General features: G+C 68.7%; 24 protein-coding genes. 17 read left to right on the top strand and 7 right to left on the bottom strand.

What is annotated here, in order from left to right; all coding sequences use genetic code 11:
* Positions 1-303, bottom strand: a 303-nt coding sequence (locus DA1_RS22160; RefSeq protein ID WP_155737664.1) for a peroxidase-related enzyme, incomplete at its 3' end; no start/stop codon positions are given.
* Between the two features lie 120 nt (positions 304-423).
* Entirely contained in the window at positions 424-1,350 is a 927-nt protein-coding gene (locus DA1_RS22165) for a LysR family transcriptional regulator (RefSeq protein WP_034394758.1), read from the bottom strand.
* A 133-nt stretch (positions 1,351-1,483) separates the two neighbouring features.
* Here DA1_RS22165 and DA1_RS22170 point away from each other — a divergent pair, with 133 nt between their 5' ends.
* A complete protein-coding gene (locus tag DA1_RS22170; protein WP_034394755.1) occupies positions 1,484-2,386 on the top strand; it encodes an alpha/beta fold hydrolase in 903 nt (300 codons plus the stop codon).
* Between the two features lie 6 nt (positions 2,387-2,392).
* Here DA1_RS22170 and DA1_RS31190 read toward each other — a convergent pair whose 3' ends face one another.
* Positions 2,393-2,764 carry a hypothetical protein gene (locus tag DA1_RS31190; protein ID WP_196248527.1) on the bottom strand — a complete coding sequence of 124 codons (372 nt, stop codon included), beginning with the start codon at positions 2,762-2,764 and terminating at the stop codon, positions 2,393-2,395.
* A gap of 15 nt (positions 2,765-2,779) precedes the next feature.
* Here DA1_RS31190 and DA1_RS22175 point away from each other — a divergent pair, with 15 nt between their 5' ends.
* On the top strand, positions 2,780-4,333 hold the full coding sequence (locus tag DA1_RS22175) for a YdgA family protein (protein ID WP_034394752.1): 1,554 nt from the start codon (positions 2,780-2,782) through the stop codon (positions 4,331-4,333).
* Positions 4,334-4,373: 40 nt separating this feature from the next.
* Here the strand turns inward: DA1_RS22175 and DA1_RS22180 are convergent, their stop codons facing one another.
* Positions 4,374-5,162 (bottom strand): IclR family transcriptional regulator, encoded by a 789-nt coding sequence (locus tag DA1_RS22180; RefSeq protein ID WP_034394749.1) that lies wholly within the window; start codon positions 5,160-5,162, stop codon positions 4,374-4,376.
* 127 nt (positions 5,163-5,289) lie between these two features.
* On the opposite strand from DA1_RS22180, the gene DA1_RS22185 reads away from it, so the two are divergent.
* From DA1_RS22185 to DA1_RS22225, 9 genes are all read left to right on the top strand, one after another.
* The gene (locus DA1_RS22185) at positions 5,290-6,291 is read left to right on the top strand and encodes a Bug family tripartite tricarboxylate transporter substrate binding protein (protein WP_034394746.1); all 1,002 of its coding nucleotides are present in this window, start codon (positions 5,290-5,292) and stop codon (positions 6,289-6,291) included.
* Between the two features lie 84 nt (positions 6,292-6,375).
* Complete coding sequence (locus DA1_RS22190; RefSeq protein ID WP_034394743.1) at positions 6,376-7,311, top strand: amidohydrolase family protein; 936 nt, start codon at positions 6,376-6,378, stop codon at positions 7,309-7,311.
* Positions 7,308-8,306 carry a Bug family tripartite tricarboxylate transporter substrate binding protein gene (locus DA1_RS22195; protein ID WP_034394740.1) on the top strand — a complete coding sequence of 333 codons (999 nt, stop codon included), beginning with the start codon at positions 7,308-7,310 and terminating at the stop codon, positions 8,304-8,306. The genes DA1_RS22190 and DA1_RS22195 overlap by 4 nt, the downstream gene beginning before the upstream one ends.
* Before the next feature lie 48 nt (positions 8,307-8,354).
* On the top strand, positions 8,355-9,041 hold the full coding sequence (locus tag DA1_RS22200) for an RraA family protein (protein WP_034394737.1): 687 nt from the start codon (positions 8,355-8,357) through the stop codon (positions 9,039-9,041).
* Positions 9,038-9,970 carry an NAD(P)-dependent oxidoreductase gene (locus DA1_RS22205; protein ID WP_034394733.1) on the top strand — a complete coding sequence of 311 codons (933 nt, stop codon included), beginning with the start codon at positions 9,038-9,040 and terminating at the stop codon, positions 9,968-9,970. The genes DA1_RS22200 and DA1_RS22205 overlap by 4 nt, the downstream gene beginning before the upstream one ends.
* A gap of 73 nt (positions 9,971-10,043) precedes the next feature.
* Entirely contained in the window at positions 10,044-11,048 is a 1,005-nt protein-coding gene (locus DA1_RS22210; protein ID WP_034394732.1) for a Bug family tripartite tricarboxylate transporter substrate binding protein, read from the top strand.
* Between the two features lie 39 nt (positions 11,049-11,087).
* On the top strand, positions 11,088-12,044 hold the full coding sequence (locus tag DA1_RS22215) for a tripartite tricarboxylate transporter substrate binding protein (protein ID WP_034394730.1): 957 nt from the start codon (positions 11,088-11,090) through the stop codon (positions 12,042-12,044).
* 4 nt (positions 12,045-12,048) lie between these two features.
* On the top strand, positions 12,049-12,957 hold the full coding sequence (locus DA1_RS22220; RefSeq protein WP_034394727.1) for an amidohydrolase family protein: 909 nt from the start codon (positions 12,049-12,051) through the stop codon (positions 12,955-12,957).
* Positions 12,958-12,979: 22 nt separating this feature from the next.
* On the top strand, positions 12,980-13,903 hold the full coding sequence (locus tag DA1_RS22225) for an SMP-30/gluconolactonase/LRE family protein (RefSeq protein WP_034394725.1): 924 nt from the start codon (positions 12,980-12,982) through the stop codon (positions 13,901-13,903).
* Positions 13,904-13,951: 48 nt separating this feature from the next.
* On the opposite strand, the gene DA1_RS22230 is transcribed toward DA1_RS22225, so the two are convergent.
* Positions 13,952-14,491, bottom strand: coding sequence for a PadR family transcriptional regulator (locus tag DA1_RS22230; RefSeq protein ID WP_016446262.1), 540 nt, complete (start codon positions 14,489-14,491; stop codon positions 13,952-13,954).
* 158 nt (positions 14,492-14,649) lie between these two features.
* Here DA1_RS22230 and DA1_RS22235 point away from each other — a divergent pair, with 158 nt between their 5' ends.
* Both DA1_RS22235 and DA1_RS22240 read left to right on the top strand, forming a co-directional pair.
* Complete coding sequence (locus DA1_RS22235) at positions 14,650-16,671, top strand: oxidoreductase (RefSeq protein WP_034394722.1); 2,022 nt, start codon at positions 14,650-14,652, stop codon at positions 16,669-16,671.
* 47 nt (positions 16,672-16,718) lie between these two features.
* A complete protein-coding gene (locus DA1_RS22240) occupies positions 16,719-17,159 on the top strand; it encodes a nuclear transport factor 2 family protein (RefSeq protein WP_034394719.1) in 441 nt (146 codons plus the stop codon).
* Between the two features lie 66 nt (positions 17,160-17,225).
* Here the strand turns inward: DA1_RS22240 and DA1_RS22245 are convergent, their stop codons facing one another.
* Both DA1_RS22245 and DA1_RS22250 read right to left on the bottom strand, forming a co-directional pair.
* Entirely contained in the window at positions 17,226-18,677 is a 1,452-nt protein-coding gene (locus DA1_RS22245; RefSeq protein ID WP_013802010.1) for a catalase, read from the bottom strand.
* 264 nt (positions 18,678-18,941) lie between these two features.
* Positions 18,942-19,484, bottom strand: coding sequence for a PAS and helix-turn-helix domain-containing protein (locus DA1_RS22250; RefSeq protein ID WP_012206070.1), 543 nt, complete (start codon positions 19,482-19,484; stop codon positions 18,942-18,944).
* 73 nt (positions 19,485-19,557) lie between these two features.
* On the opposite strand from DA1_RS22250, the gene DA1_RS22255 reads away from it, so the two are divergent.
* The 4 genes from DA1_RS22255 (at position 19,558) to imuA (ending at position 23,336) form a co-directional block, all read left to right on the top strand.
* A complete protein-coding gene (locus DA1_RS22255; RefSeq protein ID WP_016446257.1) occupies positions 19,558-20,265 on the top strand; it encodes a CoA transferase subunit A in 708 nt (235 codons plus the stop codon).
* A 2-nt stretch (positions 20,266-20,267) separates the two neighbouring features.
* Positions 20,268-20,906 carry a 3-oxoacid CoA-transferase subunit B gene (locus DA1_RS22260; RefSeq protein ID WP_012206068.1) on the top strand — a complete coding sequence of 213 codons (639 nt, stop codon included), beginning with the start codon at positions 20,268-20,270 and terminating at the stop codon, positions 20,904-20,906.
* 102 nt (positions 20,907-21,008) lie between these two features.
* A complete protein-coding gene (locus DA1_RS22265; protein WP_034394715.1) occupies positions 21,009-22,373 on the top strand; it encodes an HD-GYP domain-containing protein in 1,365 nt (454 codons plus the stop codon).
* Positions 22,374-22,463: 90 nt separating this feature from the next.
* Positions 22,464-23,336: a translesion DNA synthesis-associated protein ImuA gene (gene imuA, locus DA1_RS22270; RefSeq protein ID WP_034394712.1), complete on the top strand. Its 873-nt coding sequence runs from the start codon at positions 22,464-22,466 to the stop codon at positions 23,334-23,336.
* The last annotated feature ends 1 nt before the right edge of the window (position 23,337 follow it).

A 23,337-nucleotide genomic window follows, 5' to 3' on the forward strand; every position in this document is an offset into this window, starting at 1 on the left:
GTAGGGCTGCTTTTCGTAGATGCGCAGGATGGCGCCGTGGGCCACCACGCAGTACAGGCACTGGTTGGCCGCGCTGGTGGTGGTGACGATCATCTCGCGCTCGCCCTTGGTCAGGCTGCCTTCTTCCTTGAGCATGAGGGCATCGTGGTAGGCGAAGAAGGCGCGCCACTCGGCAGGGCGGCGCGCAAAGGCCAGGAAGACGTTGGGGATGAAGCCCGCCTTTTCCTGCACTTCAAGGATGCGGGTGCGGATGTCCTCGGGCAGGCTGGACAGTTCGGGCTGGGGGTAGCGGGCGGTGGCCATGTGTCTTGTCTCCTGGGTGTGGTGGTTGTCGTTGCGGGCCATGTTCGCATGGCCTGCGCTGCGCGGGGTGAACGCGCATGACAGCCTGTCTGCCGCCGAGGTTGCAGATTGCGCCCGGGCTCAGGCGGGCGCCATGTCCGGCTCAGGCCGTTGTGCAAACCAGTCGCCCAGAAAGCCGGTGAGCGCGCGGATTCTGGCCGACATCTCGCTACGCGTGGCGTGCACCAGGTAGATGTCGGCCGCAGGCAGCTGCCATTGGGGCAGGACCTCGCGCAGCGCGCCTGCGGCCAGCGGCGCGGCCACGTCCCAGAGCGAGCGCTGCAGGATGCCGTGGCCGTCCAGCGCCCAGGCCAGGGCTGCAGCGCCGTCGTTGGTGCTCATCACGCCGTTGACCTTGATGTTGTGCTCGTTCAGGCCCTGGCGCGTGCGCCGGCTCAGGCGCCAGCTGCCATAGGTTTCGTCGCTCTCGCGGATCACGATGCAGCGGTGGGCCTGCAGGTCGGCGGGCTGGCGCGGCTCGCCGTGGGCGTCCAGGTAGGAGGGCGCGGCGCACAGCACGCGGCGGTTGGGCAGCAGCAGGCGGGCGGTGAGGGCGGAGTCGGGCAGGGTGCCAAAGCGCACGACGGCGTCAAAGCCCTGCTCGACCAGGTTGACGGGCCTGTCCGTCAGTTGCAGTTGCACCTGCACCTCGGGATAGGCACGCGCAAAGGCCGACAGCGCGGGCGCCAGCCGCTGGCGGCCAAAGCCCAGCGTGCAGGCAATGGACAGCGGGCCGCGCGCCGTGGCGCGCGTGCCCGAGATGCTGCGCTCCAACGCCTCCAGGTCGGCCAGGATGCGCGCGCCGTCCAGCAGGTAGGCTTCGCCCTCGGGCGTCAGGTGGATGCGCCGTGTCGTGCGCTGCAGCAGGCGCACGCCCAGGCGCCGCTCCAGCAGGGACAGGCGGCGGCTGACGGCGGGCGGCGTCACGCCCATCTGCTGGGCCGCGGCGGCCAGGCTGCCTTCGCGGATCAGCAGCGAGAAGAAACGCAGGTCGGAAAAGCCGTCCATGGTGGATGCGGTGGATGGTTGATTCGTAAATTGAACTGATGGATCAATGCAGTATTTTGCTATTTATGCAGCCTGGTTTACTGATTAGCATGGCAGGCTGACAGTCATGAACAACGTAGAAGGAATCTCCGGGATGCACACAGATCCATGGATGCCGGGCCTGCGCCAGCAGCGCATCACGGTCGATGACGGGGTGGAGATCAACGCCTGGGTGGGCGGCCAGGGGCCGGCCCTGCTGCTGGTGCACGGCCACCCGCAGACCAGCGCCATCTGGCACCGCGTCGCGCCCCGGCTGGCGCAGCAGTTCACCGTGGTGCTGGCCGACCTGCGCGGCTATGGCGACTCCTCGCGCCCGGCCGGCGACCCCGAGCATGTGAACTACAGCAAGCGCACCATGGCCCGCGACCTGCTGCGGATGATGGCCCGGCTGGGCCATGAGCATTTCAGCGTGCTGGCGCATGACCGGGGCGCGCGCGTTGCGCACCGGCTGGCCATGGACTATCCCGCCAGCGTGCAGCGTCTGGTGCTGCTGGACATTGCGCCCACGCTGGCCATGTACGAGCAGACCGGCGAGGCCTTTGCGCGCGCCTACTGGCACTGGTTCTTCCTGATCCAGCCCGCGCCGCTGCCCGAGCGCCTGATCGAGGCCGACCCCGCCGCCTATGTGCGCGAGATCATGGGCCGGCGCAGCGCCGGCCTGGCGCCCTTCGATCCCCGGGCGCTGGCCGAGTACCAGCGCTGCCTGGCGCTGCCGGGCAGCGCGCACGGCATGTGCGAGGACTACCGCGCCTCGGCCGGCATCGACCTGGAGCATGACCGCGAAGACCGCCAGCTCGGGCGCAGGCTGTCCATGCCGCTGCTGGTGCTCTGGGGCGAGGAGGGCGTGGTGCACCGCTGCTTCGATCCGCTGCGCGAGTGGCAGCTCGTGGCCGACGATGTGCGCGGCCGGCCGCTGGCCTGCGGGCACTACATCGCCGAGGAGGCGCCCGATGCACTGCTGGACGCGGCCCTGCCATTTCTGCTGCAGGCCGGGTGAGTGCCGTCATTGGAGGCACTCGGTACGGCATTCGGGCAAGCCGGCAAAGAGGGGAAAGGTGCATTCACGCCATATCCGTGACGCCATATGCATGACGCCATAGCGTTTTCCTCCGAATTCAATTGGCATGCCAATCATGTGCGGCAATGGTAAGTAATTGAAAAATCCGGGTGCCTGTCTTGCGCGGGCAATGCCGGGGGCGCAGGTCCTGAAAACCGCTGCAGGCAAGGCCTGGCAAGCCCTGGGCAAGGGCCTGCGTCCATGCGTGCCTGCGACAGGAGGCATGGCTGCGTCAATGCGCAGCCCATTGCCGATCTGTGGTGAAACGCCGAACTGATACAGTCGCGCGGCCCGCCCGAGGGGGAGGGTCTTATTCATCACGGGATATTCACAATGAGCAACAAGAAAACCGTAGTGGCCGCTGCCGTGGCATTGGCCGTCGTGGGCTATGGAGGAACCACCTGGTATACCGGCCAGCGGGCCGAGGCTGGCTACAAGGAGGCCGTGGCCGAATTGCGCAAGGTGCTGGGCGAGAAAGTCGTCGTGACCGACGAGTACCACAAGGGATTCCTTTCCTCCCAGGCCAAGCTGGTGCTGCAGTGGCCTGCGGCGCAAGCTCAGGCAGCCGATGCGGCTGAAACGGCTGACGCGGCAAAAGCAGCCGACACAGCTGAAGCGCCCGCCGCCGCAGAACCGGTCGCTGCGTCCAAGCCCGTGCGCCTGGTGGTGGACACCACGGTGCGCCACGGCCCGCTGGCCGGTGGCCGACTGGCGGCAGCGGTTTCCGAGACGCGCTTTGCGCTCGACGGCCTGGACGAAAAGAGCACGCAGATGCTGGCCAAGGCCGCAGCCCCCACGCTGACCAGCGTGCACCACTTCACGGGCGGCCAGGATGTGCGCCTGCTGCTGCCCGCCGGCGAGCTGGGCGACCAGGAAGTCACCATGCGCTGGCAGGAAATGGTGCTGGACACGGCCCTGGGCGGTGGCAGCGTCAAGGGCACCTGGCGCTGGCCCGAGGTGGCCCTGCTGGGCCTGCCCAGCCGCGACAAGTCCATGGGCGTGGAAGAGGAAGAGGGCGAGGAGGAGGAATCCGACAACGACGAGGCCCTTCCCACCCAGCCGGCCGCAGTGCCGGTGGAGCGCACTAGCATCATGCTCACGGGCCTGGAGAGCAGCTTCGAGAACAAGGTCATCGACGGCCTGTGGGGCTTGGGCCCCGGCAAGGCCAGCGTGCGCATCGCCCGCTTCGGCATGAGCAGCACGCCCGCCGAAGGCGGCGAGGCCAAGACGCTGCTGGACCTCAAGAACGTGGACGGCAGCTCGGTCATCGAGTCCGACAAGACCACGCTGGGCATGACCACCCAGGTCAAGGGCACGGGCCGCATCGGCCCCATCGATTTCGAGTCCGTGGGCTACGAGGAAAAGATCCAGCGCCTGGACATCGAGGCCCTGCGCGGCTTCCAGCGCGTCATGGTCGAGGGCTACCGCAAGGAGGGCCTGGCCAAGGCGCTGGAATCGCTGGAAGAGCAGGGCATGGGCGTGCTGATGCAGAACGCCCCGCGCCTGGTGGCGGCCCTGCCGGCCTACTCCATGAAGCTGCAGGCCACCTACCAGGGCCAGACCGGCCACCTGGAGTACGGCGCCGAAGTGCAAAGCGCGCCCACGCAGGAGCAGGTCGCCCAGGCCGGCTGGATGCCGGCGCTGCTCAAGACCTCGGCACTGCAGGCCAATGCCAGCCTGCCCAAGGCCTGGCTGGAGCCGCTGCTCAAGGCATCGGGCAAGCCCGATGTCTCGGCCGAGGACGTGGAGGGCATGCTGGGCATGGCCCAGGCCACGGGCTATGCCCGCCTGGAAGGCGACAAGCTGGTCAGCGCGCTCAAGATGCAGGCCGGCCAGGTCACGCTCAACGGCAAGCCCATCGCCCTGCCCATGGGCGCGCTGCAGTAAGCGGCCATCCACCTTCCGGGCGTCGCCCCGGAAGGTGGTCTCAGGGATGCCACTGGCTGGCGCGCACCACAGGGGCCTGTGTGCTGGCGCTGCCCGCCAGCGCATAGGACAGCTGGTTGGCCGCCGCCACCACCGTCTGCGCCATGGCTTCCAGCCGGGACTCGGGCAGGCGCGATGCCGGCCCGGAGATGCACACGGACCCCATCAGCCGCCAGTGCATGCCGAACACCGGCGCCGACACCGTGGCCACGCCCTGTTCGCGCTCGCCGATGGACCAGTGGTAGCCGCGCTGGCGGATCTGCTCGTACACCGGCCCCGGTTCGCCTGAAAAGGCCAGGATCACGCGCCCCGGCGAGCCCTGGTCCAGCGGCAGCCCCTCGCCCATGCGCGCATGGTGGCGCAGCGCCTGCGGCCCTTCCACGCGCACGAGGCAGGTGCGCACATTGCCTTCGCGCACATAGAAGGCCGCGCTCTCGCCGCTGGCCTGCGTGAGCGCGCGCAGCGCGGGCTCCAGCACGTTCTGCACATCAAAGCCCGCCTGGTAGCGCGCACCCAGCCAGCCTGCGGCCGGGCCCAGGCGCCAGTCCCCATCGTCCCTTTGCACCATGAAGCCCGACTGCGCCAGCGTGCGCGCCAGCCGCAGCACCGTGGTCTTGTGCAGCGCGCAGCGCCGGCTCAGTTCCGCCAGGGACAGGTGCGACTCTCCGAGGGCGAAGGCGCCAAGCAGCTGCAAGGCACGCGTGACGGCGATGACGCCGCCGTCCTTGGCCGGGCTGGCCTTGTCATCGGATGTCTGCGCCGGGGAAGGGGTGCTGGGGGGCTTGTTCATGGTGCAAGGCATGCAATTGGTTGCGCTGTATGAAACGGCATTGTATGGGTTGAAACGTTTTCATAAAGTTCGTCCCACGCACCGCAGCCATGCGGGCGTTGGACACAACAAACGGAGACAAACCGCCATGCCGATTCCCTCGCTTTCGCGTTGCCTCAACGCACGCCTTCTTGCCGCCCTGGTCGGCGTTGCCGCCATCGTGCCCATGGGTGCTGCACAGGCCCAGGACACCTATCCCCGCAAGCCCATCCGCCTGGTCGTGCCGTTTCCGCCCGGTGGCGGCACGGACATGATCGCGCGCACCGTGGCCCAGCGGCTGGCGGACCACAACAAGTGGACCGTGGTGGTGGACAACCGGCCCGGCGCCGGCGGCAACCTGGGCGTGGATGCCGTGGCCAAGGCCGCGCCGGACGGCCATACCCTGGTCATGGGCCAGACCAGCAACCTGGCCATCAACCCCTCGCTGTACGCCAAGCTGCCCTATGACCCGCTGAAGGACCTGGTGCCCGTGGCGCTGGTGTCTTCCGCGCCCATCGTGATGGCCGCGCCCGCCAACTCGCCCTACAAGACCTTTGACGACCTGGTCAAGGCCGCCAAGGCCAAGCCCGACGGCCTCACGCTGGGCTACTCGGGCAACGGCACGGTGGCGCACCTGGCCGGCGAACTGGCCGAGAACGCGGCCGGCATCAAGCTGCGCCATGTGCCCTACAAGGGCGCGGCCCAGGCCATGACCGACCTGGTGGGCGGGCAGATCGATTTCTACATGTCCGCCGTGCCCACGCTGCTGGGCCAGGTGCGCAACGGCAAGCTGCGCGCGGTGATGGTCACCTCGCTCAAGCGCTCCGACCAGCTGCCGCAGACGCCCACGCTGGCCGAGTCGGGCTACAAGGACTTCGAGGCCGTCACCTGGTTCGGCGTGCTGGCCCCGGCCGGGACGCCCCAGGCCATCGTGCAGCAGCTGAACAAGGCCATCAACGACGCGCTGCTGGTGCCCGAGGTGGCCGAGAAGCTGCGCTCCGAAGGCGGCGAGGTGCTGGGCGGCTCGTCCGAGAAGTTCGCCGCGCTGCTGCGCGCCGAGGTGCCGCGCTGGGCACGCATCGTCAAGGACTCGGGCGCCAGCCTGGACTGAGACCGGGGGGCAGGGGCGCCAGCCCTTTCGCTTCCTCCGCGCTTCCTCCTCCCTTCCTTTTTCTTCCTCCATCGAGATCTCGCCATGGACTGCGACAGCCTTGCCGTGCCCGTCCGTTTCTCGCAGGGCAGCGCCCGGCCCCGTGCCACGCTGCCCCCGGATGCCTGCGACTGCCATGTGCATGTCTATGACGGCCGCTACCCGGCAACCCCGGGCGCGCGGCTGCTGCCGCCCGACGCCTCGGCCGGCGACTACCGCGCGCTGCAGCGGCGCCTGGGCACCTCGCGCTGCGTGCTGGTCACGCCGTCCACCTATGGCAGCGACAACCGCTGCATGTTGGATGGGCTGGCCGCCCTCGGCCCGCAGGCGCGGGGCGTGGCCGTGATCGATGGCAGCGAAAGCGATGACCAACTGCAGCGCCTGCACGGCCTGGGCGTGCGCGGCGTGCGGCTGAACCTGTCGCTGGGCGTGACGGGCACGGCCGAGCTGCTGGTGCCACTGGCCCGCCGCATCGCGCCGCTGGGCTGGCACCTGCAGCTGCTGATGGCGCCGGACCTGCTGGCGTCCCTGGCCGGCGTGCTGCGGCTCTTGCCGGTGCCGCTGGTGTTCGACCACTTCGGCCGCATTGCCCCGGTGCAGGCGGGGCGCCATGCGGGCCATGCGCTGCTGCTGGAGCTGCTGGAGGGCGGCAGGGCCTGGGTCAAGTTGTCCGGCGGCTACATCGTCAGCGCGCTGCAGTCGGTTGAAGACCCGGCGCTGGACGCCCTGGCCGCCAGCTATCTGCGCTGCGCGCCCGAGCGCGTGCTGTGGGGCAGCGACTGGCCGCATGTCAGCGCCTCGGCAGGCATGCAGCCCCTGCCCGATGACGCCCGCCAGATCGACCGCCTGGCCGACTGGACCTCCCATGCCGGCGGTGCCGCCACGCTGCAGCGCGTGCTGGTGGACAACCCCCGGGCGCTGTACGGCTTCGAGACCGCAGCGCCGCCATCGCTTTGCACACAAGCAGGAGACAAACCATGAACACTTTCCATCCCGCGCGCCGCGCACTGTTGGCCGCAGGCGGCGCCGCCCTGCTGGGGCCGCTGTGCAGCCCCGCCGCCCAGGCGCAGCCCGCATGGCCGGCAGGCAAGCTCATCACCTGGGTTGTGCCCTATCCGCCCGGCGGCAGCACCGATGTGCTGGGCCGCCAGGTGGCACTGCAACTGGGCAAGGCCCTGGGCAGCACCGTGATCGTGGACAACCGCGCGGGCGCCACGGGCACCATCGGCGCGGCCTATGTGGCCAAGGCGGCGCCGGACGGCCACACGCTGCTGGGCACCTCCATCGGCCCGCAGGCGATCGCGCCCCACCTCATGGGCAAGCTGCCCTATGACCCGATTGCGGGCTTCGAGCCGGTCATCACCATAGGCACCATCCCCCATTTGCTGGTGGTGGGCGCGGCCCAGCCCTTCCAGTCGGTGGCCGATCTGCTGGCCGCCGCCAAGGCGCAGCCGGGCCAGCTGGCCTTTGCCTCGGGCGGCAGCGGAACCATCTTGCAGATGCAGGGCGAGCTGCTGCAAAGAAAGGGCGGCGTGCGCTTCATCCATGCGCCCTACAAGGGCGACACGCCCGCGCTGCAGGACACGCTGGCGGGGCAGGTGCAGTTCATGTTCGCCCCCGTGGCGGCCGCGCTGCCCCATGTGCAGGGCGGCAAGCTGCGCGCGCTGGCCGTGACCTCGGCGGCGCGCCTGAAGGCCCTGCCTGACGTGCCCACCATGGCCGAGGCCGGCATCGGCGACTTCGTGGTCGAGCAGTGGCAGGCCGTCTTTGCGCCGGCCAGGACGCCGGCCGCCATCGTGCAGCGGCTGAACCAGGAGATCGGCCAGGCGCTCAAGGACCCGGCCGTCGTGGCACTGGCCGAGCGGCTGGGCGTGACCCTGGTCGGCGGCACGCCGCGGCAATTGGGCGAGCTGCAGAAATCCGACTCCGCCAAGTGGGCCCAACTCATCCGCGAGGCCGGCATCAAGGCCGACTGAACCGCTTGCATCTTCCTGTTTTCCTTCACCTCATCTCACTGGACCATCATGAGCCAACTCCCAGAAATCATCCGTGACATACAGCGCGTGGACGCCCAAGTCGTGCAACGCGCAGCAGGCTTTCAGGCCGCCATCCTGGCCGACGTGGCGGGCCGCCGCGGCACCATGCATTCGCGCGTGGCGCCCGTGCATCAGGGCATGAAAGTGGCCGGCCCGGCCTTCACCGTCGAGGTGCGCCCCGGCGACAACCTCATGATCCACGCCGCCATTGCGCTGGCCCGGCCCGGCGACGTGCTGGTCATCGACGGCAAGGGCGACCAGACGGCGGCGCTCATGGGCACGCTGATGCTCAGCGCCTGCAAGAAGCTGGGCCTGGCCGGTGTCATCGTGGACGGCGCCATCCGCGACCGCCTGGAGCTGCTGGAGCTGGACTTCCCCGTGTTCAGCGCAGGCTTCAATCCCGCAGGCCCGACCAAGTTCGTGCCAGGCCGCATCAACCACGCCATCTCCGCTGGTGGCACGACGGTTCACCCGGGCGACCTGGTGGTGGGCGATGCCGATGGCGTGGTCGTCATCGAGCGCGCCAAGGCCCCCGCCATGCTGGAGCTGGCCGTGAAGAAGGTGGCGGACGAAGCCGCCCGCATCGAGGCCATTGCGCGCGGCGACACCGCATCGAAGTGGCTGCCCGCGGCCCTGCGCGCGGCCGGCGTGCTCAAGGAAGGGGAATCGCTGTGAGCACCATCATCGTCACCGGCGCCGATCTGGCGCAACAGGCGCTGGACCTGCTGGCCCGGCACGAGATCGTCTATGCGGGCAAGACGCCCACCGAAGAGGACCTGGTCGCGCTGTGCCGCGCCCATGATCCCGTGGCCATCATCGTGCGCTACGGCAAGGTGGGCGCGGCCGTGATGGACGCGGCGCCCTCGCTGCGCGTGATCTCCAAGCACGGCAGCGGCACGGACACCATCGACAAGGCGGCCGCCGCCGAACGCGGCATTGCCGTGGTGGCCGCCGCTGGCGCCAATGCGGCGGCCGTGGCCGAGCAGGCACTGGCCCTGCTGCTGGCCTGCGCCAAGTCGGTGGTGGCGCTGGATGCCCGCATGCACGCAGGCCACTGGGACAAGGCCACGCACAAGAGCCTGGAGCTGGGCGGGCGCACCGTGGGCCTGGTGGGGCTGGGCGCCATCGGGCTGCGCTTTGCGCGCATGGCCGATGCGCTGGGCATGCGCGTGATCGGCTTTGATCCCTTCGCAAAGAACCTGCCCGCCTACGTGCAGCCCGTGGACCTGGAAACCATCTGGCGCGAGTCCGATGCGATTTCGCTGCACTGCCCGCTGACCGAGGAAAACCGGGGCATGCTCGGCGCCTCCACGCTGGCGGCCTGCAAGCGCGGCGTGATCGTGGTCAACACCGCACGCGGCGGCCTGATCGACGAGGCCGCGCTGCTGGCCGCCGTGCGCTCGGGCCAGGTGGCGGCCGCAGGGCTGGACAGCTTTGCGGTGGAGCCCATGGTGGCCGGCCACCCGTTCCAGGGCGAGAAGAACTTCGTGCTCAGCCCCCATATCGGCGGCGTGACCGGCGATGCCTACGTGAACATGGGCGTGGGCGCGGCCCGCAATGTGCTGGAGGTGCTGGCCCGCGTGCCTGCGGCGGCCGGCGCCTGAGCCAGGGCAGGGGCGCCGTGCGCGCCCTTGGCCCATGCATGTGCATGCATGTGATTTGAGGAGGAGACAAGCGATGTCGAGGAATTTCCAAGAGGTCCGCCGCCTGGCCTTGCGCGGCGGCCTGCTGGCCGCCATGGGGCTGGCCGTGCTGGGCACCCAGCCCGCACTGGCGCAGAAGGACTATCCGGCCAAGCCCGTGCGGCTGGTCGTGGGCTTTGCGGCGGGCGGCCCCACCGACGTGGTGGCGCGCGCCTTTGCCGACCATGCGGGCAAGGCCCTGGGCCAGCCCTTCGTGGTGGACAACAAACCCGGGGCCAACACCATCGTGGCCGCGCAGGCCGTGGCTGGTGCGCCGTCCGATGGCTACACCCTGCTGTTCGGTGCCACCAACCACAGCATGATCCCGGCGCTGTACCAGGGCCGCGTGAAGTTCGACGTGGTGCGCTCGTTCCGGCCGCTGTGCACGGTGGCCAGCAGCCCCACGGTGCTGGTCGTGGGGCCGGGCATGCCGGCGCGCAGCCTGCAGGAGTACATGGACCAGGCGCGCAGCCGGCCCGGCAGCGTCACGGCCGGCACGGCGGGCATGGGCAGTTCGGGCCATTTCGCCACCGAGATGTTTGCGCGGGCCAAGGGCCTGAAGCTCAACCACGTGCCCTACAAGGGCGCGGCGCCCGTGGTGACCGACCTCATGGGCGGCCAGCTCGACAGCTCGTTCGCCACGCTGGGCTCGGTGCTGCCCCAGGTGCGCAGCGGCAAGCTCACGGCGCTGGCCGTGGCCTCGCCCAAACGCGCGTCCCTGCTGCCCCAGGTGCCCACCTTTGCAGAAGCGGGCGGCGGCGACTACTCGGCCGATGTCTGGTATGGCGTGCTCGCGCCGGCCGGCATTCCCGACAGCGTGGCCCAGGCGCTGGAGCGGGTGGCCGTGGAGTTTGCCAAGAGTGCATCGGCCGCGGAAAAGCTGCACGGCCTGGGCATGGATGCCGAGTCGAGCTGCGGCAGCGCCTTCGCGCAGCGCGTGGCCAGCGAAGCGGCCTCCTATGCGCAGATCGCCCGCGAACTGAACCTGAAGGCGGATTGATTCGGCCGCCACCCCCTCGAAAAAATCTGGAGACAAGCCATGAAATTCCTTGCCGGAACCCTGATCGCGGCCTGCGCCCTGGCCGCCGCCGTGGCCCAGGCCGCCTTTCCCGAGCGTCCCATCACCCTGGTCGTGCCCTATGCGCCCGGCGGCGGCGCCGACGCGGCCGCGCGCCTGCTGGCCACGCGCATGGGCGCGCGGCTGGGCACCAGCATCATCGTGGACAACCGGCCCGGCGCCAGCGGCACCATTGGCGCCAGCCAGGTGGCCAAGGCGCGCGCCGACGGCTACACGGTGCTCTACGACGCCACGCCGTTTTCCATCAACCCGCATCTCTTCGCCAGGCTGCCCTATGCGCGCAGCGCGCTGCAGCCGCTGTCGCTGGTGCTGCTCATGCCCAATGTGGTCGTGGTGAAGGCTGACTCGCCCGTGCGCAGCGTGGCCGACCTGGCGGCCAGGGCCAAGGCGCAGCCGGGCAAGATCAACTTCGCCTCGGGCGGCAGCGGCACGGTGCAGCGCCTGGCGGCCGAGCTGTTCCGCCAGCGGCTGGAGCTGGACATGGTCCACGTGCCCTACAAGAGCGGCGGGCCGGCCATTGCCGATGTGATGGGCGGGCAGGTGGACTTCATGTTCGGCACCATGGCGGCCACCTATCCGCTGGTCACGGGCGGCAAGCTGCGCGCCCTGGCCGTGGCGGCGCCCCAGCGCTCGGCGCGCCTGCCCGATGTGCCCACCGTGTCCGAGACCGTGATTCCTGGCTACGAGGCCTATGAGTGGAACGGCATCTTCCTGCCCACGGGCACGCCCGAGCCTGTGGCCACGCGCCTGCACCAGGCGCTGGCCGAGGTGCTGCAGGAAGCCGAGGTGCGCCAGCGCCTGAGCGACCTGGGCGCCCAGCCCATGGGAACGACGCCGGCCGAGTTCGCCGCCTTCCTCCAGAAGGAAGACGCCAAGTGGGGCGAGGTGGTGCGCAAGGGCGCCATCGTGCTGGACTGAGCGCATGGGCATGACCGACATCGCCATGGCCGTGCCGCACTCGGCCGGCACGAGCCGGCCTGCGCGCACGCTGCCGCCCCTGGCTTGCGACAGCCACATGCACATCTTCGATGCGCGCTTTGCGCCGTCGCCGCACTGGCCGCGCACGCCGCCGCATGCCGACGTGGCCATGTACCGTCAACTGCAGCAGCGCCTGGGCACTTCGCGCGCCGTGGTGGTCACGCCATCGACCTATGGCACGGACAACGCCTGCACGCTCGATGCGCTGGAGCGCCTGGGCGATATGGCGCGCGGCGTGGCCGTGGTCGCTCACGACGTGGCCGATGCCGAGCTGGACCGGCTGGCCGCGCACCGCGTCTGCGGGGTGCGCGTGAACTTTGTCTCGCCGCAGTCCTGGGGCGAGACCACGGCCCACATGCTGGTCACGCTGGCGCACCGGGTTGCACGGCTGGGCTGGCATGTGCAGATTTTTGTGCAGCCCGAACAGTTGGTGGCGCTGGAGCCCGTGCTGGGCGCGCTGCCCGTGCCCCTGGTCGTGGACCACCTGGGCCGCATCGACCCGGCTGAGGGCGTTAAGGGCGTGGCTGGCGTGGAGGGCGCGGCCCATGCCGCGCTGCGCCGGCTGCTCGATGGCGGCAACACCTGGGTCAAGCTCTCCGGCGCCTATATGCGTTCATCGGTGGGCGGCCCCTCCTATGCCGACACGCTGCCGTTGGGCCGCGACCTGGTGCGCGCCGCACCCGAGCGCCTGGTCTGGGGCAGCGACTGGCCGCACACCACCGAGGCGCCGGGCTCCGTCGACGATGCCGACCTGGTCGATCTGCTGCAGGCCTGGGCCGGCACGGACGAGGCCATGGACCGCATCCTGGTGGACAACCCCGCAAGGCTGTATGGCTTCGACGGCGCGGCCTGACACTCCAAGAAAGACAGACACCATGTTCCTGCTGCAAGCCCCCCAGGTCTGCGAACTCGAATCGTTCACCGCCATGCCCAACGCCCTGCGCCGCCCCGAGCGCAGCGACTGGGCCGATGCCAACCGCAGCGGCGCCGTGACCGACTCCTTCCTCGAAGGCCCGGTCTTCGACGCGGCCGGCAATCTGTACGTGGCCGACATTCCCTGGGGCCGCGTCTTCCGCATCGATCCGCAAGGCGCCTGGACCCTGGTGGCCGAGTACGACGGCGAGCCCAACGGCATGAAATTCCTTGACGAGCGCACGCTGCTGATCACCGACTACAAGAACGGCCTGATGCGCCTGGAGGTGGCCACGGGGCGCGTCAGCCCCTATCTGCAGCGGCGCAACAGCGAGCGCTTCAAGGGGGTGAACGACCTGGTCTTCGATGCCGAAGGCAACCTCTACTTCACCGACCAGGGCCAGAGCGGCCTGCACGACCCCAGCGGCCGCCTGTACCGCCTGCGGCCGGACGGCCGGCTGGACCTGCTGCTGGCCAACGTGCCCAGCCCCAACGGCGTGGCGCTGTCGCCCGACGGCCGCGTTCTCTACCTGGCCGTGACGCGCGGCAACTGCGTCTGGCGCGTGCCCCTGCTGCCCGATGGCAGCGTGGCCAAGGTGGGGCAGTTCTTCACCTCCTACGGCCCCAGCGGCCCCGACGGGCTGGCCGTGGATGACCAGGGCCGGCTGCTGGTGGCCAACCCGGGCCTGGGCCTGGTGTGGGTGCTCAACCACCGTGCCGAGCCCGTGCAGGTGCTGCGTGGCGTGCCGGGAAGCTCGCTCACCAACCTGGCCTTTGGCGGCGCGGACCGCCGCACGCTGTATGTGACGGACTCCACGCACGGGCGCATTCTGCGTGCCCGGCTGGAGGCGCCGGGGTTGGTGCTGCACGGCTTGAACAAGGGCTGAGGCGGCCGTCGCGACCGTCTCGGCCGTCTCAGTCTTCGCAACCGTTGCTCAGGGCCTGGCCGGCATGTCCAGGATCTCCCGGGCTTCCTGCAGCAGGCCTATCCACAGCTGCTCCTGCTGTATGCCGGCCTTGAGCACCAGGTGCTGCAGCCGCCGCTCGCGCGTGGGCGGCTTGTCCAGGAAGTCGCGCTGCTCCAGGCGCTGGTAGACATCCAACTGCGCCTGGTGCAGTGCCAGCAGCCGCTGCACTTCGTCCTGCAGTCCGCAGGGGCCCACCACCGCCTCGGCACGCAGGCGGACCATCCATTCCTCGCGCAGCGGCTTGGGGTCTTCCTGCTCGGCCACCCAGCGCTTGAGCTCCTTGCGGCCGGTGGGCAGGATGCGGTACTGGCGCTTGCGGCCCCGGCCGGATTCGGCGGGCAGGGCCTCGATCCATTGCGCCTCTTCCAGCCGGGCGAGTTCGCGGTAGATCTGCTGGTGCGTGGCATTCCAGAAATAGCCGATGGAGCGGTCGAAGCGCTCGGCAAGTTCCGAGCCCGAGCAGGGGTGCTCGACCAAGGCGGTGAGAAGGGCGTGTGGCAGGGACATCGGCAACAAAGGGACTGGCGCTGGGCGCCATCTTACGGGCCTGCATGGAGGTGTGGCCAAGCGCTGCGGTCATTTCTGCAATTTTTTGCGCAACCAGTTGCATAAATAAAGGAGGCTGACTACATTCATGCAATCAGTTGCATAAAAGCGAGACAGGCATGACCCACTACCCCCACCTGAATGCCGAACTGGACCTGGGCTTCACCACGCTCAGAAACCGCGTGCTCATGGGCTCCATGCACGTGGGCCTGGAGGAGGCGCCCAACGGCTTCGAGCGCATGGCCGCCTTCTACGCCGAGCGCGCGCGCGGCGAGGTGGGCTTGATCGTCACGGGCGGCATCGCCCCCAATGAGCGCGGCCGGCCCATGAAGGGCGGCGCCATGATGGTCAATGAGCACGAGGCGGACCAGCACCGCATCGTCACGCAGGCCGTCCATGCCGAGGGCGGCAAGATCGCCATGCAGATCCTGCACTTCGGCCGCTATGCCTACCAGCCCGGGCTGGTGGCGCCCAGCGCGCTGCAGGCGCCCATCAACCCCTTCGTGCCGCATGCGCTGACGGGCGACGAGGTGGAGCAGACCATCGAGGACTTCGTGCGCTGCGCAGCCCTGGCCCGGCATGCGGGCTACGACGGCGTGGAGATCATGGGCTCGGAGGGCTATCTGATCAACGAGTTCATCGCTGCGCGCACCAACCACCGCGATGACGAATGGGGCGGCAGCTACGCGGGCCGCATGCGCTTTGCGGTGGAGATCGTGCGGCGCACGCGCCAGCGCGTGGGGCGGGACTTCATCATCATCTACCGCCTGTCCATGCTGGACCTGGTGGAGGGCGGCTCCACGCTGGAGGAAGTGATCGCGCTGGCCCAGGCCATCGAGGCCGCAGGCGCCACGCTGCTGAACACGGGCATAGGCTGGCACGAGGCGCGCATCCCCACCATCGCCACCAAGGTGCCGCGCGCCGCGTATGCCTGGGTCACGCAGCGCGTGATGGGGCAGGTGGGCATCCCGCTGATCACCTCCAACCGCATCAACACGCCCGAAGTGGCCGAGCGCCTGCTGGCCGAGGGCTATGCCGACATGGTCTCCATGGCCCGGCCGCTGCTGGCCGATGGCGACTTCGTGCGCAAGGCGCGCCAGGGCCGGGCCGACGAGATCAACACCTGCATTGCCTGCAACCAGGCCTGCCTGGACCATACCTTTGGCGGCAAGATCACCTCCTGCCTGGTCAACCCGCGTGCCTGCCACGAGACCGAGCTGGTGATTGCGCCTGCGCCCGCCGCCAAGCGCATCGCCGTGGTGGGCGCCGGCCCCGCGGGCCTGAGCTTTGCCGTCACTGCCGCGCAGCGCGGCCATGCGGTGACGCTGTTCGATGCGGCCAGCGAGATCGGCGGGCAGTTCAACATTGCCAAGAAGGTGCCCGGCAAGGAGGAGTTCCACGAGACGCTGCGCTACTTCCGCCGCCAGCTGGAGCTGGGCGGCGTGGCGCTGCAACTGGGCCACCGCGTGGAGGCAGCCCAGCTCATCGAGGGCGGCTATGACGAGATCGTGCTGGCCACGGGCATACGGCCGCGCGTTCCCGCCATCGAGGGCGTCAACCATCCCAAGGTGCTCGGCTACCTGGACGTGCTGCAGGGCAACAGGCCCGTGGGCGAGCGCGTGGCCATCATCGGCGCGGGCGGCATAGGTTTCGATGTGGCCGAGTACCTGACCCACGCCGGCGACAGCGGCGCCGTGGCGCCCCGCAAGTTCTATGCGGAGTGGGGCATAGACACGGACTACGCCCAGGCCGGCGGCCTGGCGCAGCCGCAGGCCGAGCCCTCGCCGCGCCGCGTGCACCTGCTGCAGCGCAAGTCCACCAAGGTGGGCGACCAACTGGGCAAGACCACGGGCTGGATACACCGCACCTCGCTGAAGGCACGCAATGTGGCCATGGGCTCGGGCGTGGCATATGAGCGCATCGACGACGCCGGCCTGCACATCACCGTGGACGGCCAGCCGCAACTGCTGGAGGTGGACAACGTCGTGCTCTGCGCGGGCCAGGAGCCGCAGCGCGAGCTGCATGCGGCCCTGAGCGCGGCGGGCTGCAGCGTGCACCTGATCGGCGGCGCCGACGTGGCGGCCGAACTCGACGCCAAGCGCGCCATCCTGCAAGGCACCACGCTGGCGGCCAGCCTTTGAGGGCGCCGCCCGATTCCGTTTTCAACCTCAACCACCAGGAGACAAGCATGTCCCAGCCCCCGAAGAACGCCCATCCCGCAGTCGCCCGCTCCCTGGAGCTGTGGCATCGCATGGTTGCCGCCAGCAACCTGGGCGAGCTGCACACCATCGTCCATCCCGATGCAGTGTTCCGCTCGCCCATGGCGAACACGCCCTATGCCTCGGCACCCGCGCTGATGCTGGCGCTGTCCACCGTGGTCCAGGTGTTCGAGAACTTCACCTACCACCGCCAGATGGCCAGCGATGACGGCCTGGACGTGGTGCTGGAGTTCAGCGCCAGCGTGGGCGGCAAGAACCTCAAGGGCATCGACTTCATCCGTTTCGACGAGCAGGGGCTGATCCGGGAATTCGAGGTCATGGTGCGCCCCATGAGCGGCCTGCAGGCCCTGGGCACGGAGATGGGCAAGCGGCTGGGCGACAAGCTTCCCGCCTTCAAGGCCGTGGCCTGAGGGCAGGGCGCGCCATGAAAAACGCCCCCGAAGTTTCGGGGGCGTTTTGCCGTGGGCGTCAGCCGGTCAGAGCGTGCCGGCCTTCTGGCGGGCGATGGCATCGGCCACGCCCTTGCCGTAGGCCGGGTCGGCCTGGGTGCAGTGCGCTATGTGCTTTTGCACGATGTGCTCGGACACACCGGCGATGTTGCGCGCCGTATTCTCGAACAGGCGCTGCTGCGCATCGGGCGTGAGCAGGCGGAACAGGTCGCCGGGCTGGGTGAAGTAGTCGGCATCGTCCTCGCGGTAGTTCCAGCGGTCGGCCGCGCCGTGCAGGGCCAGCGGCGGCTCGGCGAAGGCGGGCTGCTCCTGCCACTCGCCCTTGGTGTTGGGCTCGTAGGCGATGGTGCCGCCGTAGTTGCCGTCCACGCGCATGGCGCCGTCACGGTGGTAGGCGTGGTAGGGGCAGCGCGGCGCGTTCACGGGGATCTGGTGGTGGTTCACGCCCAGGCGGTAGCGCGCGGCATCGCCATACGAGAACAGGCGCGACTGCAGCATGCGGTCGGGCGAGGGGCCGATGCCCGGCACCAGGTTGGCCGGCGTGAACGAGGCCTGCTCCACGTCGGCGTGGTAGTTGCGCGGGTTGCGGTTGAGCTCCATCACGCCCACTTCGATCAGCGGGTAGTCCTTCTTGCTCCAGACCTTGGTCAGGTCGAAGGGGTGGAAGCGGTAGGTCTCGGCTTCATGCTCGGGCATGATCTGCACGCACAGCTTCCAGCGCGGGAACTCGCCGCGCTCGATGGCTTCGAGCAGGTCGCGCTGGCTGCTTTCACGGTCGGAGGCGACCACGGCGGCGGCCTCGGCATCGCCGAAGTTCTCGATGCCCTGCTGGCAGACCCAGTGGAACTTGACCCAGTGGCGCTCGTTGCTGGCGTTGATGAAGCTGTAGGTGTGCGAGCCGAAGCCGTGCATGTGGCGGTAGCCGCGCGGAATGCCCCGGTCGCTCATGACGATGGTGATCTGGTGCAGGGCCTCGGGCAGGCCGGTCCAGAAGTCCCAGTTGTTCTCGGGCGAGCGCAGGTTGGTGTAGGGATCGCGCTTGACGGCCTTGTTCAGGTCGGGGAACTTGAGCGGGTCGCGGAAGAAGAACACCGGCGTGTTGTTGCCCACCAGGTCCCAGTTGCCTTCCTCGGTATAGAGCTTGACGGCGAAGCCGCGGATATCGCGCTCTGCGTCTGCCGCGCCGCGTTCGCCGGCCACGGTGGAAAAGCGCGCGAACACTTCGGTCTGCTTGCCGATGTCGGAGAACACCTTGGCGCGGGTGTAGCGCGTGATGTCACCCGTCACGGTGAAGGTGCCGAAGGCGCCCGAGCCCTTGGCGTGCATGCGGCGCTCGGGAATCACTTCGCGGTTGAAGTGGGCCATTTTTTCCAGATGCCACAGGTCCTGCAGCAGCATCGGGCCACGCGGGCCGGCCGTGAGCGAGTCCTGGTTGTTGGCAACCGGGGCACCTGCGGCGGTGGTGAGCTTGTGGGTCATGGTCTCTCCTTGATCGAGGGGTGGTAGCGGCGCCGGCTTGCACGCAGGCAGCGCGGCGCTTGGAAAATCAATAGCTGTGTGCTATCGAATTGCTTTTATTGTTGTTTCGTTCTATGGATGCGGCAAGGCTTTGGCGATTGGCAAATCTCAACTGCGCCATAGCCAAAAAATTTCACCGCCCCCCGCATGCGCCGTGCCGGGCATGCTTTTTGCCAAGGCATTGTGTTGCGCGGGCGGATACGGCCCGTGTAGGCCGTCGCCCTGTCAGCCCGAGACCAGCTTGTGGACCAGGTCGGCGGCCGTGGAGGCGCCGTACTTGCGCATCAGCCGTGCGCGGTAGATCTCCACCGTGCGGTGGCTGATGGCCAGGGCGCGGCCGATTTCCTTGGAGGTCAGCCCCTCCAGCAGGCGGGCGGCCACCTCGCGCTCGCGCCCCGTGAGCTCGGCCTTGACGGGACGGTGGGCGCTGAGGTCCTCGAAGCTCCAGATGCCCGAGGCGTGCGGGTCGCTGCGGTCCAGCGTGCGGCCCGTGACATGGCACCAGAACGTTTCGCCGTTGGCGCGCTTCATGATGCGGTTGTCCGAGTAGAAACCCCGGGCGTTGAGAATGGGCGCGATGCGCGCGCCCAGCCGCTCGTACTCGTCGGCGCTGGGGTAGAGGATCTGGAAGGTCTGGCCGATCAGCACCTCGCGCGAGGCCTCGAACATCTCGCAGACCTGGCGGTTGCAGTCGATCATGGTGCGATTGCGCGAGATCACGAGGCCGACGGGGGCGGCTTCGAACGCCAGCCGGTAATCTATATCCATGGGCAAATCTTTACGAAAAACTACCTATGCAAGTACGTAGTATCGTAGCGCATCCAATCTGAAGGAGACATGTGTGAAAAAGCTCTACCCCTCCGCGGAGCAGGCGCTCCAGGGCGTCGTGGCCGACGGGCAATTGCTGGCTGTAGGCGGCTTCGGCCTGTGCGGCATTCCCGAGGCCCTGATCGACGCGCTGCGTGACAGCGGCGTCAAGGGCCTGACGGTGATTTCCAACAACGCGGGCGTGGACGGCTTTGGCCTCGGCAAGCTGCTGGAGACGCGCCAGATCAAGAAGATGATCTCGTCGTATGTGGGCGAGAACAAGGAGTTCGAGCGCCAGTACCTGGCCGGCGAGCTGGAGCTGGAATTCACGCCCCAGGGCACGCTGGCCGAGAAGCTGCGCGCAGGCGGCGCCGGCATTCCCGCCTTCTTCACCAAGACCGGCGTGGGCACCATGGTGGCCGAGGGCAAGGAGCTGCGCGAATTCGACGGCGAGACCTATGTGATGGAGCGCTCGCTCGTGCCCGATGTCTCCCTGGTCAAGGCCCACCGTGCCGACAAGAGCGGCAACCTGCAGTTCCGCCTGACGGCGCGCAACTTCAACCCTGCCGCAGCCACGGCCGGCAAGGTCTGCATCGTGGAAGTGGAAGAGGTGGTCGAGGTCGGCGAGATCGCACCGGACGACATCCACCTGCCCGGCATCTACGTGCACCGCATCGTGCACAACCCGAATCCCGAAAAGCGCATCGAAAAGCGCACCATCACAGAAAAACAAGGAGCCTGACCATGCCGTGGACCCAAGACCAGATGGCCGCCCGCGCGGCCCAAGAACTCGAAGACGGCTTCTACGTCAACCTGGGCATCGGCATTCCCACCCTGGTGGCCAACCACACGGGTGACAAGGAAGTGTGGCTGCAGTCCGAGAACGGCATGCTGGGCATCGGCCCCTTCCCGACCGAGGATGCCGTGGACGCCGACCTGATCAACGCCGGCAAGCAGACAGTGACGACGATTGCCGGCTCGTCCATCTTCGGCAGCGACCAGTCGTTCGCCATGATCCGCGGCGGCAAGATCAACCTGTCCATCCTGGGCGCCATGCAGGTGTCCGAGAAGGGCGACCTGGCCAACTGGATGATTCCCGGCAAGATGGTCAAGGGCATGGGCGGCGCCATGGACCTGGTGGCGGGCGTCAAGCGCGTCATCGTGCTCATGGAACATGTGGCAAAGAAGAAGGACGGCACGACCGACCTCAAAATTCTTCCCGCCTGCACTCTGCCTTTGACCGGCGTGGGCGTGGTGGACCGTATCATCACCGACCTGGGAGTGATGGACGTGACGCCGCAGGGCCTGAAGCTCGTGGAACTGGCCCCCGAAGTGAGCTTCGAGGACATCCAGTCCAAGACCGGCGTGACGCTGATTCGCTGATGTTGCCGTGCACGGCCTGCCTTGGCAGGCCTGCGCAACGAGAGCCCGCCTTGCGCGGGCTCTTTTGCTTATATTTCAGATTTCGAGCCAATGGGAGCCTCTATGACGGATGTCGCGGCCGTGCGCAATCCACCGACAGCGCAGGGATGGAAGGACGAGGGCGTGCATTTCCTGCGCGCCGTCACCGACATGGCCGAGCATTGCAACGTGGTCACCGGCGAGCCCATCTTCAACGACAAGGGCGTCAAGCTCGTGGACAAGGGTGCGCGCATCGACGGCAACATGTACGAGCGCCTGGTCAAGCACAAGCTGCGCGACCCCATCGACAAGCACCTGGGCGTGGACAACCGCGTGGACGTGCTGGCCATCGAGGCCCAGGCCATGGTGCAGTGCGAAACCGTGGACCTGATGCGCCGCCTGGTGCAGTCGCTGGGCGGCACGGACCGGCTGCTGGCGCCGCTGCGCCTGATGGTGCTGCCGCCGCAGATCGCCTTCAAGCTCACGGTCATGCGCGAGCAGCGGCCCGAGCTGTTCGCCCACAGCCTGCAGATGATGCTGGTGGCCGTCTACCTGGCGCTGCAAAGCGAATGGAGCGAGCGTGAATGCGGCCCCCTGGCCACGGCGGCCCTGCTGCACGATGTGGGCATGCTCTACATGGACCCGGCCTGGACCGACCCCAACTACCGGCTCACGGGCGCCGAGCGCAAGCACCTGGTGGCGCACTCGGTCACGGGCATGCTCATCATGCGTGGCGCGGGCGCGTATTCGCAGGACGTGGAAATGGCCGTGCTCGAGCACCACGAGCGAATGGACGGCACGGGCTATCCGCGCGGCGTGCATGGCGAAGCCATCTCCAAAATGGGCCGTATCCTGTTGCTGGCCGAGGTGGTCTCGGCCTTCTTCGACAAATTCCAGGACCTGCCCGGCCAGCGCCTGTCGCTGATGCTGCGCATGAACCACCGCCGCTATCCGGCCGATCTGGTCGGCATCCTGCTGCCGCTGCTGTACGACGAGATCTCGCCGGGCACGCCCCTGCCGCCGCTGCAGGCCGAGGTCACGCACAGCGTGGCAGCGCTGTCGGCCGCCTTCCAGATGTGGGACACGTTCAGCCAGGCCTTTCCCGAGCGCTGGCAGGCCATGCCCGACCACCAGGCGGCCGTCTACATCGACTCCAGCATCGGCGGCCTGAAAAAGCAGCTGGCCGAGGCCGGCCTGCATCCCAGCCAGCAAACCGACCTGCTGGCCTACCTCAAGGACGACGTGCAGGGCATGAGCGAGCTGGCCCTGCTCAGCCGCGAGGCGCTGTGGCAACTGCAGGCCATCGTCAACGCCTGCCTGCGCCGCTGGCCCGCCATCAATGCCCGCACCCACGCCGTGGACACAGCGGTCGCGCAATGGTGCGAAGCCTGCATGCAGATCGACGCCACGCCCCCAGCGGGCGGCGCAGCGAGAGCGCCAGCGCACTGAGACAGCCGGGCTTGCCCGGCTTTTTTACATCCGTGGATCTCTCGGAAATCAAGAGTGCTGTATATTCATACAGTATTTAAGATTTTCCCCATGACCACGCCCTACGCCTCCCAACCTGCGCAGCCCGCCCCCATGGCGGGCGCGGCGCGTGTGCTGCCTCAGTTGCAGGGCGTGTGGCGTGGCGATGGCTGGCAGCAGGCGCTGCAGCAGCGGGTCCAGCCTTCGGGCCATGCGCTGCTGGATGCGCAATTGCCAGGCGGGGGCTGGCCGCTGGGTGCCATGGTCGAGCTGCTGCAACCCGCCCATGGCCATGCCGAGTGGCCGCTGCTGCTGCCGGGCCTGGCGGCCCTGATGCAGCGCAGCGCGGGCCAGGTGGTGCTGGTGGCGCCGCCTTGCAGGCCTTTTGCACCGGGACTGGAAGCGGCGGGCGTGGCGGCGCACCGGCTGTGCTGCGTGGAGGCCGACACCCACCCCGGCGCCCACCCGGCAGGCGATGGGGCAGGGCTGGCCTGGGTCTGTGAGCAGGCACTGCGCTGCCGCGACGTGCTGGCCGTGCTGGCCTGGCTGCCAGCCGGTCTGCCCATGGCCACGCTGCGCCGGCTGCAATGGGCGGCCGCTGCGCAGGGGCGCATTCTGTGGCTGTGGCGCGAGGCCTCGGCCGCCCTGCAGACGGTGGCCTCGCCCGCGCCGCTGCGGCTGCGCGTGGAGACAGAGTTGGGGGAGCCGGGCGAAGGCGGCACGCCAGCCTGCCTGCGCGTGCAGTTGCTCAAGCGCCGGGGGCCTGCGCTGCAGCATCCCTTGAAGCTGCCGCTGCACCACTGGGCCTGGCAGGACGTGCTGCAGGCCCAGGCCCAGCGGCGCACCCGGCAGGCGGACGAGGCGCAGCGCTGGCTTCATGGACACGGGCAACTGCTGCCCGCCGAGGCGCCCGCCCTGCAAGCGGCGGCGCACACCCTGGGGTGAG

The sequence above is a fragment of the Delftia acidovorans NBRC 14950 genome (assembly GCF_001598795.1).
GTDB classification, from domain to species: domain Bacteria; phylum Pseudomonadota; class Gammaproteobacteria; order Burkholderiales; family Burkholderiaceae_C; genus Comamonas; species Comamonas acidovorans.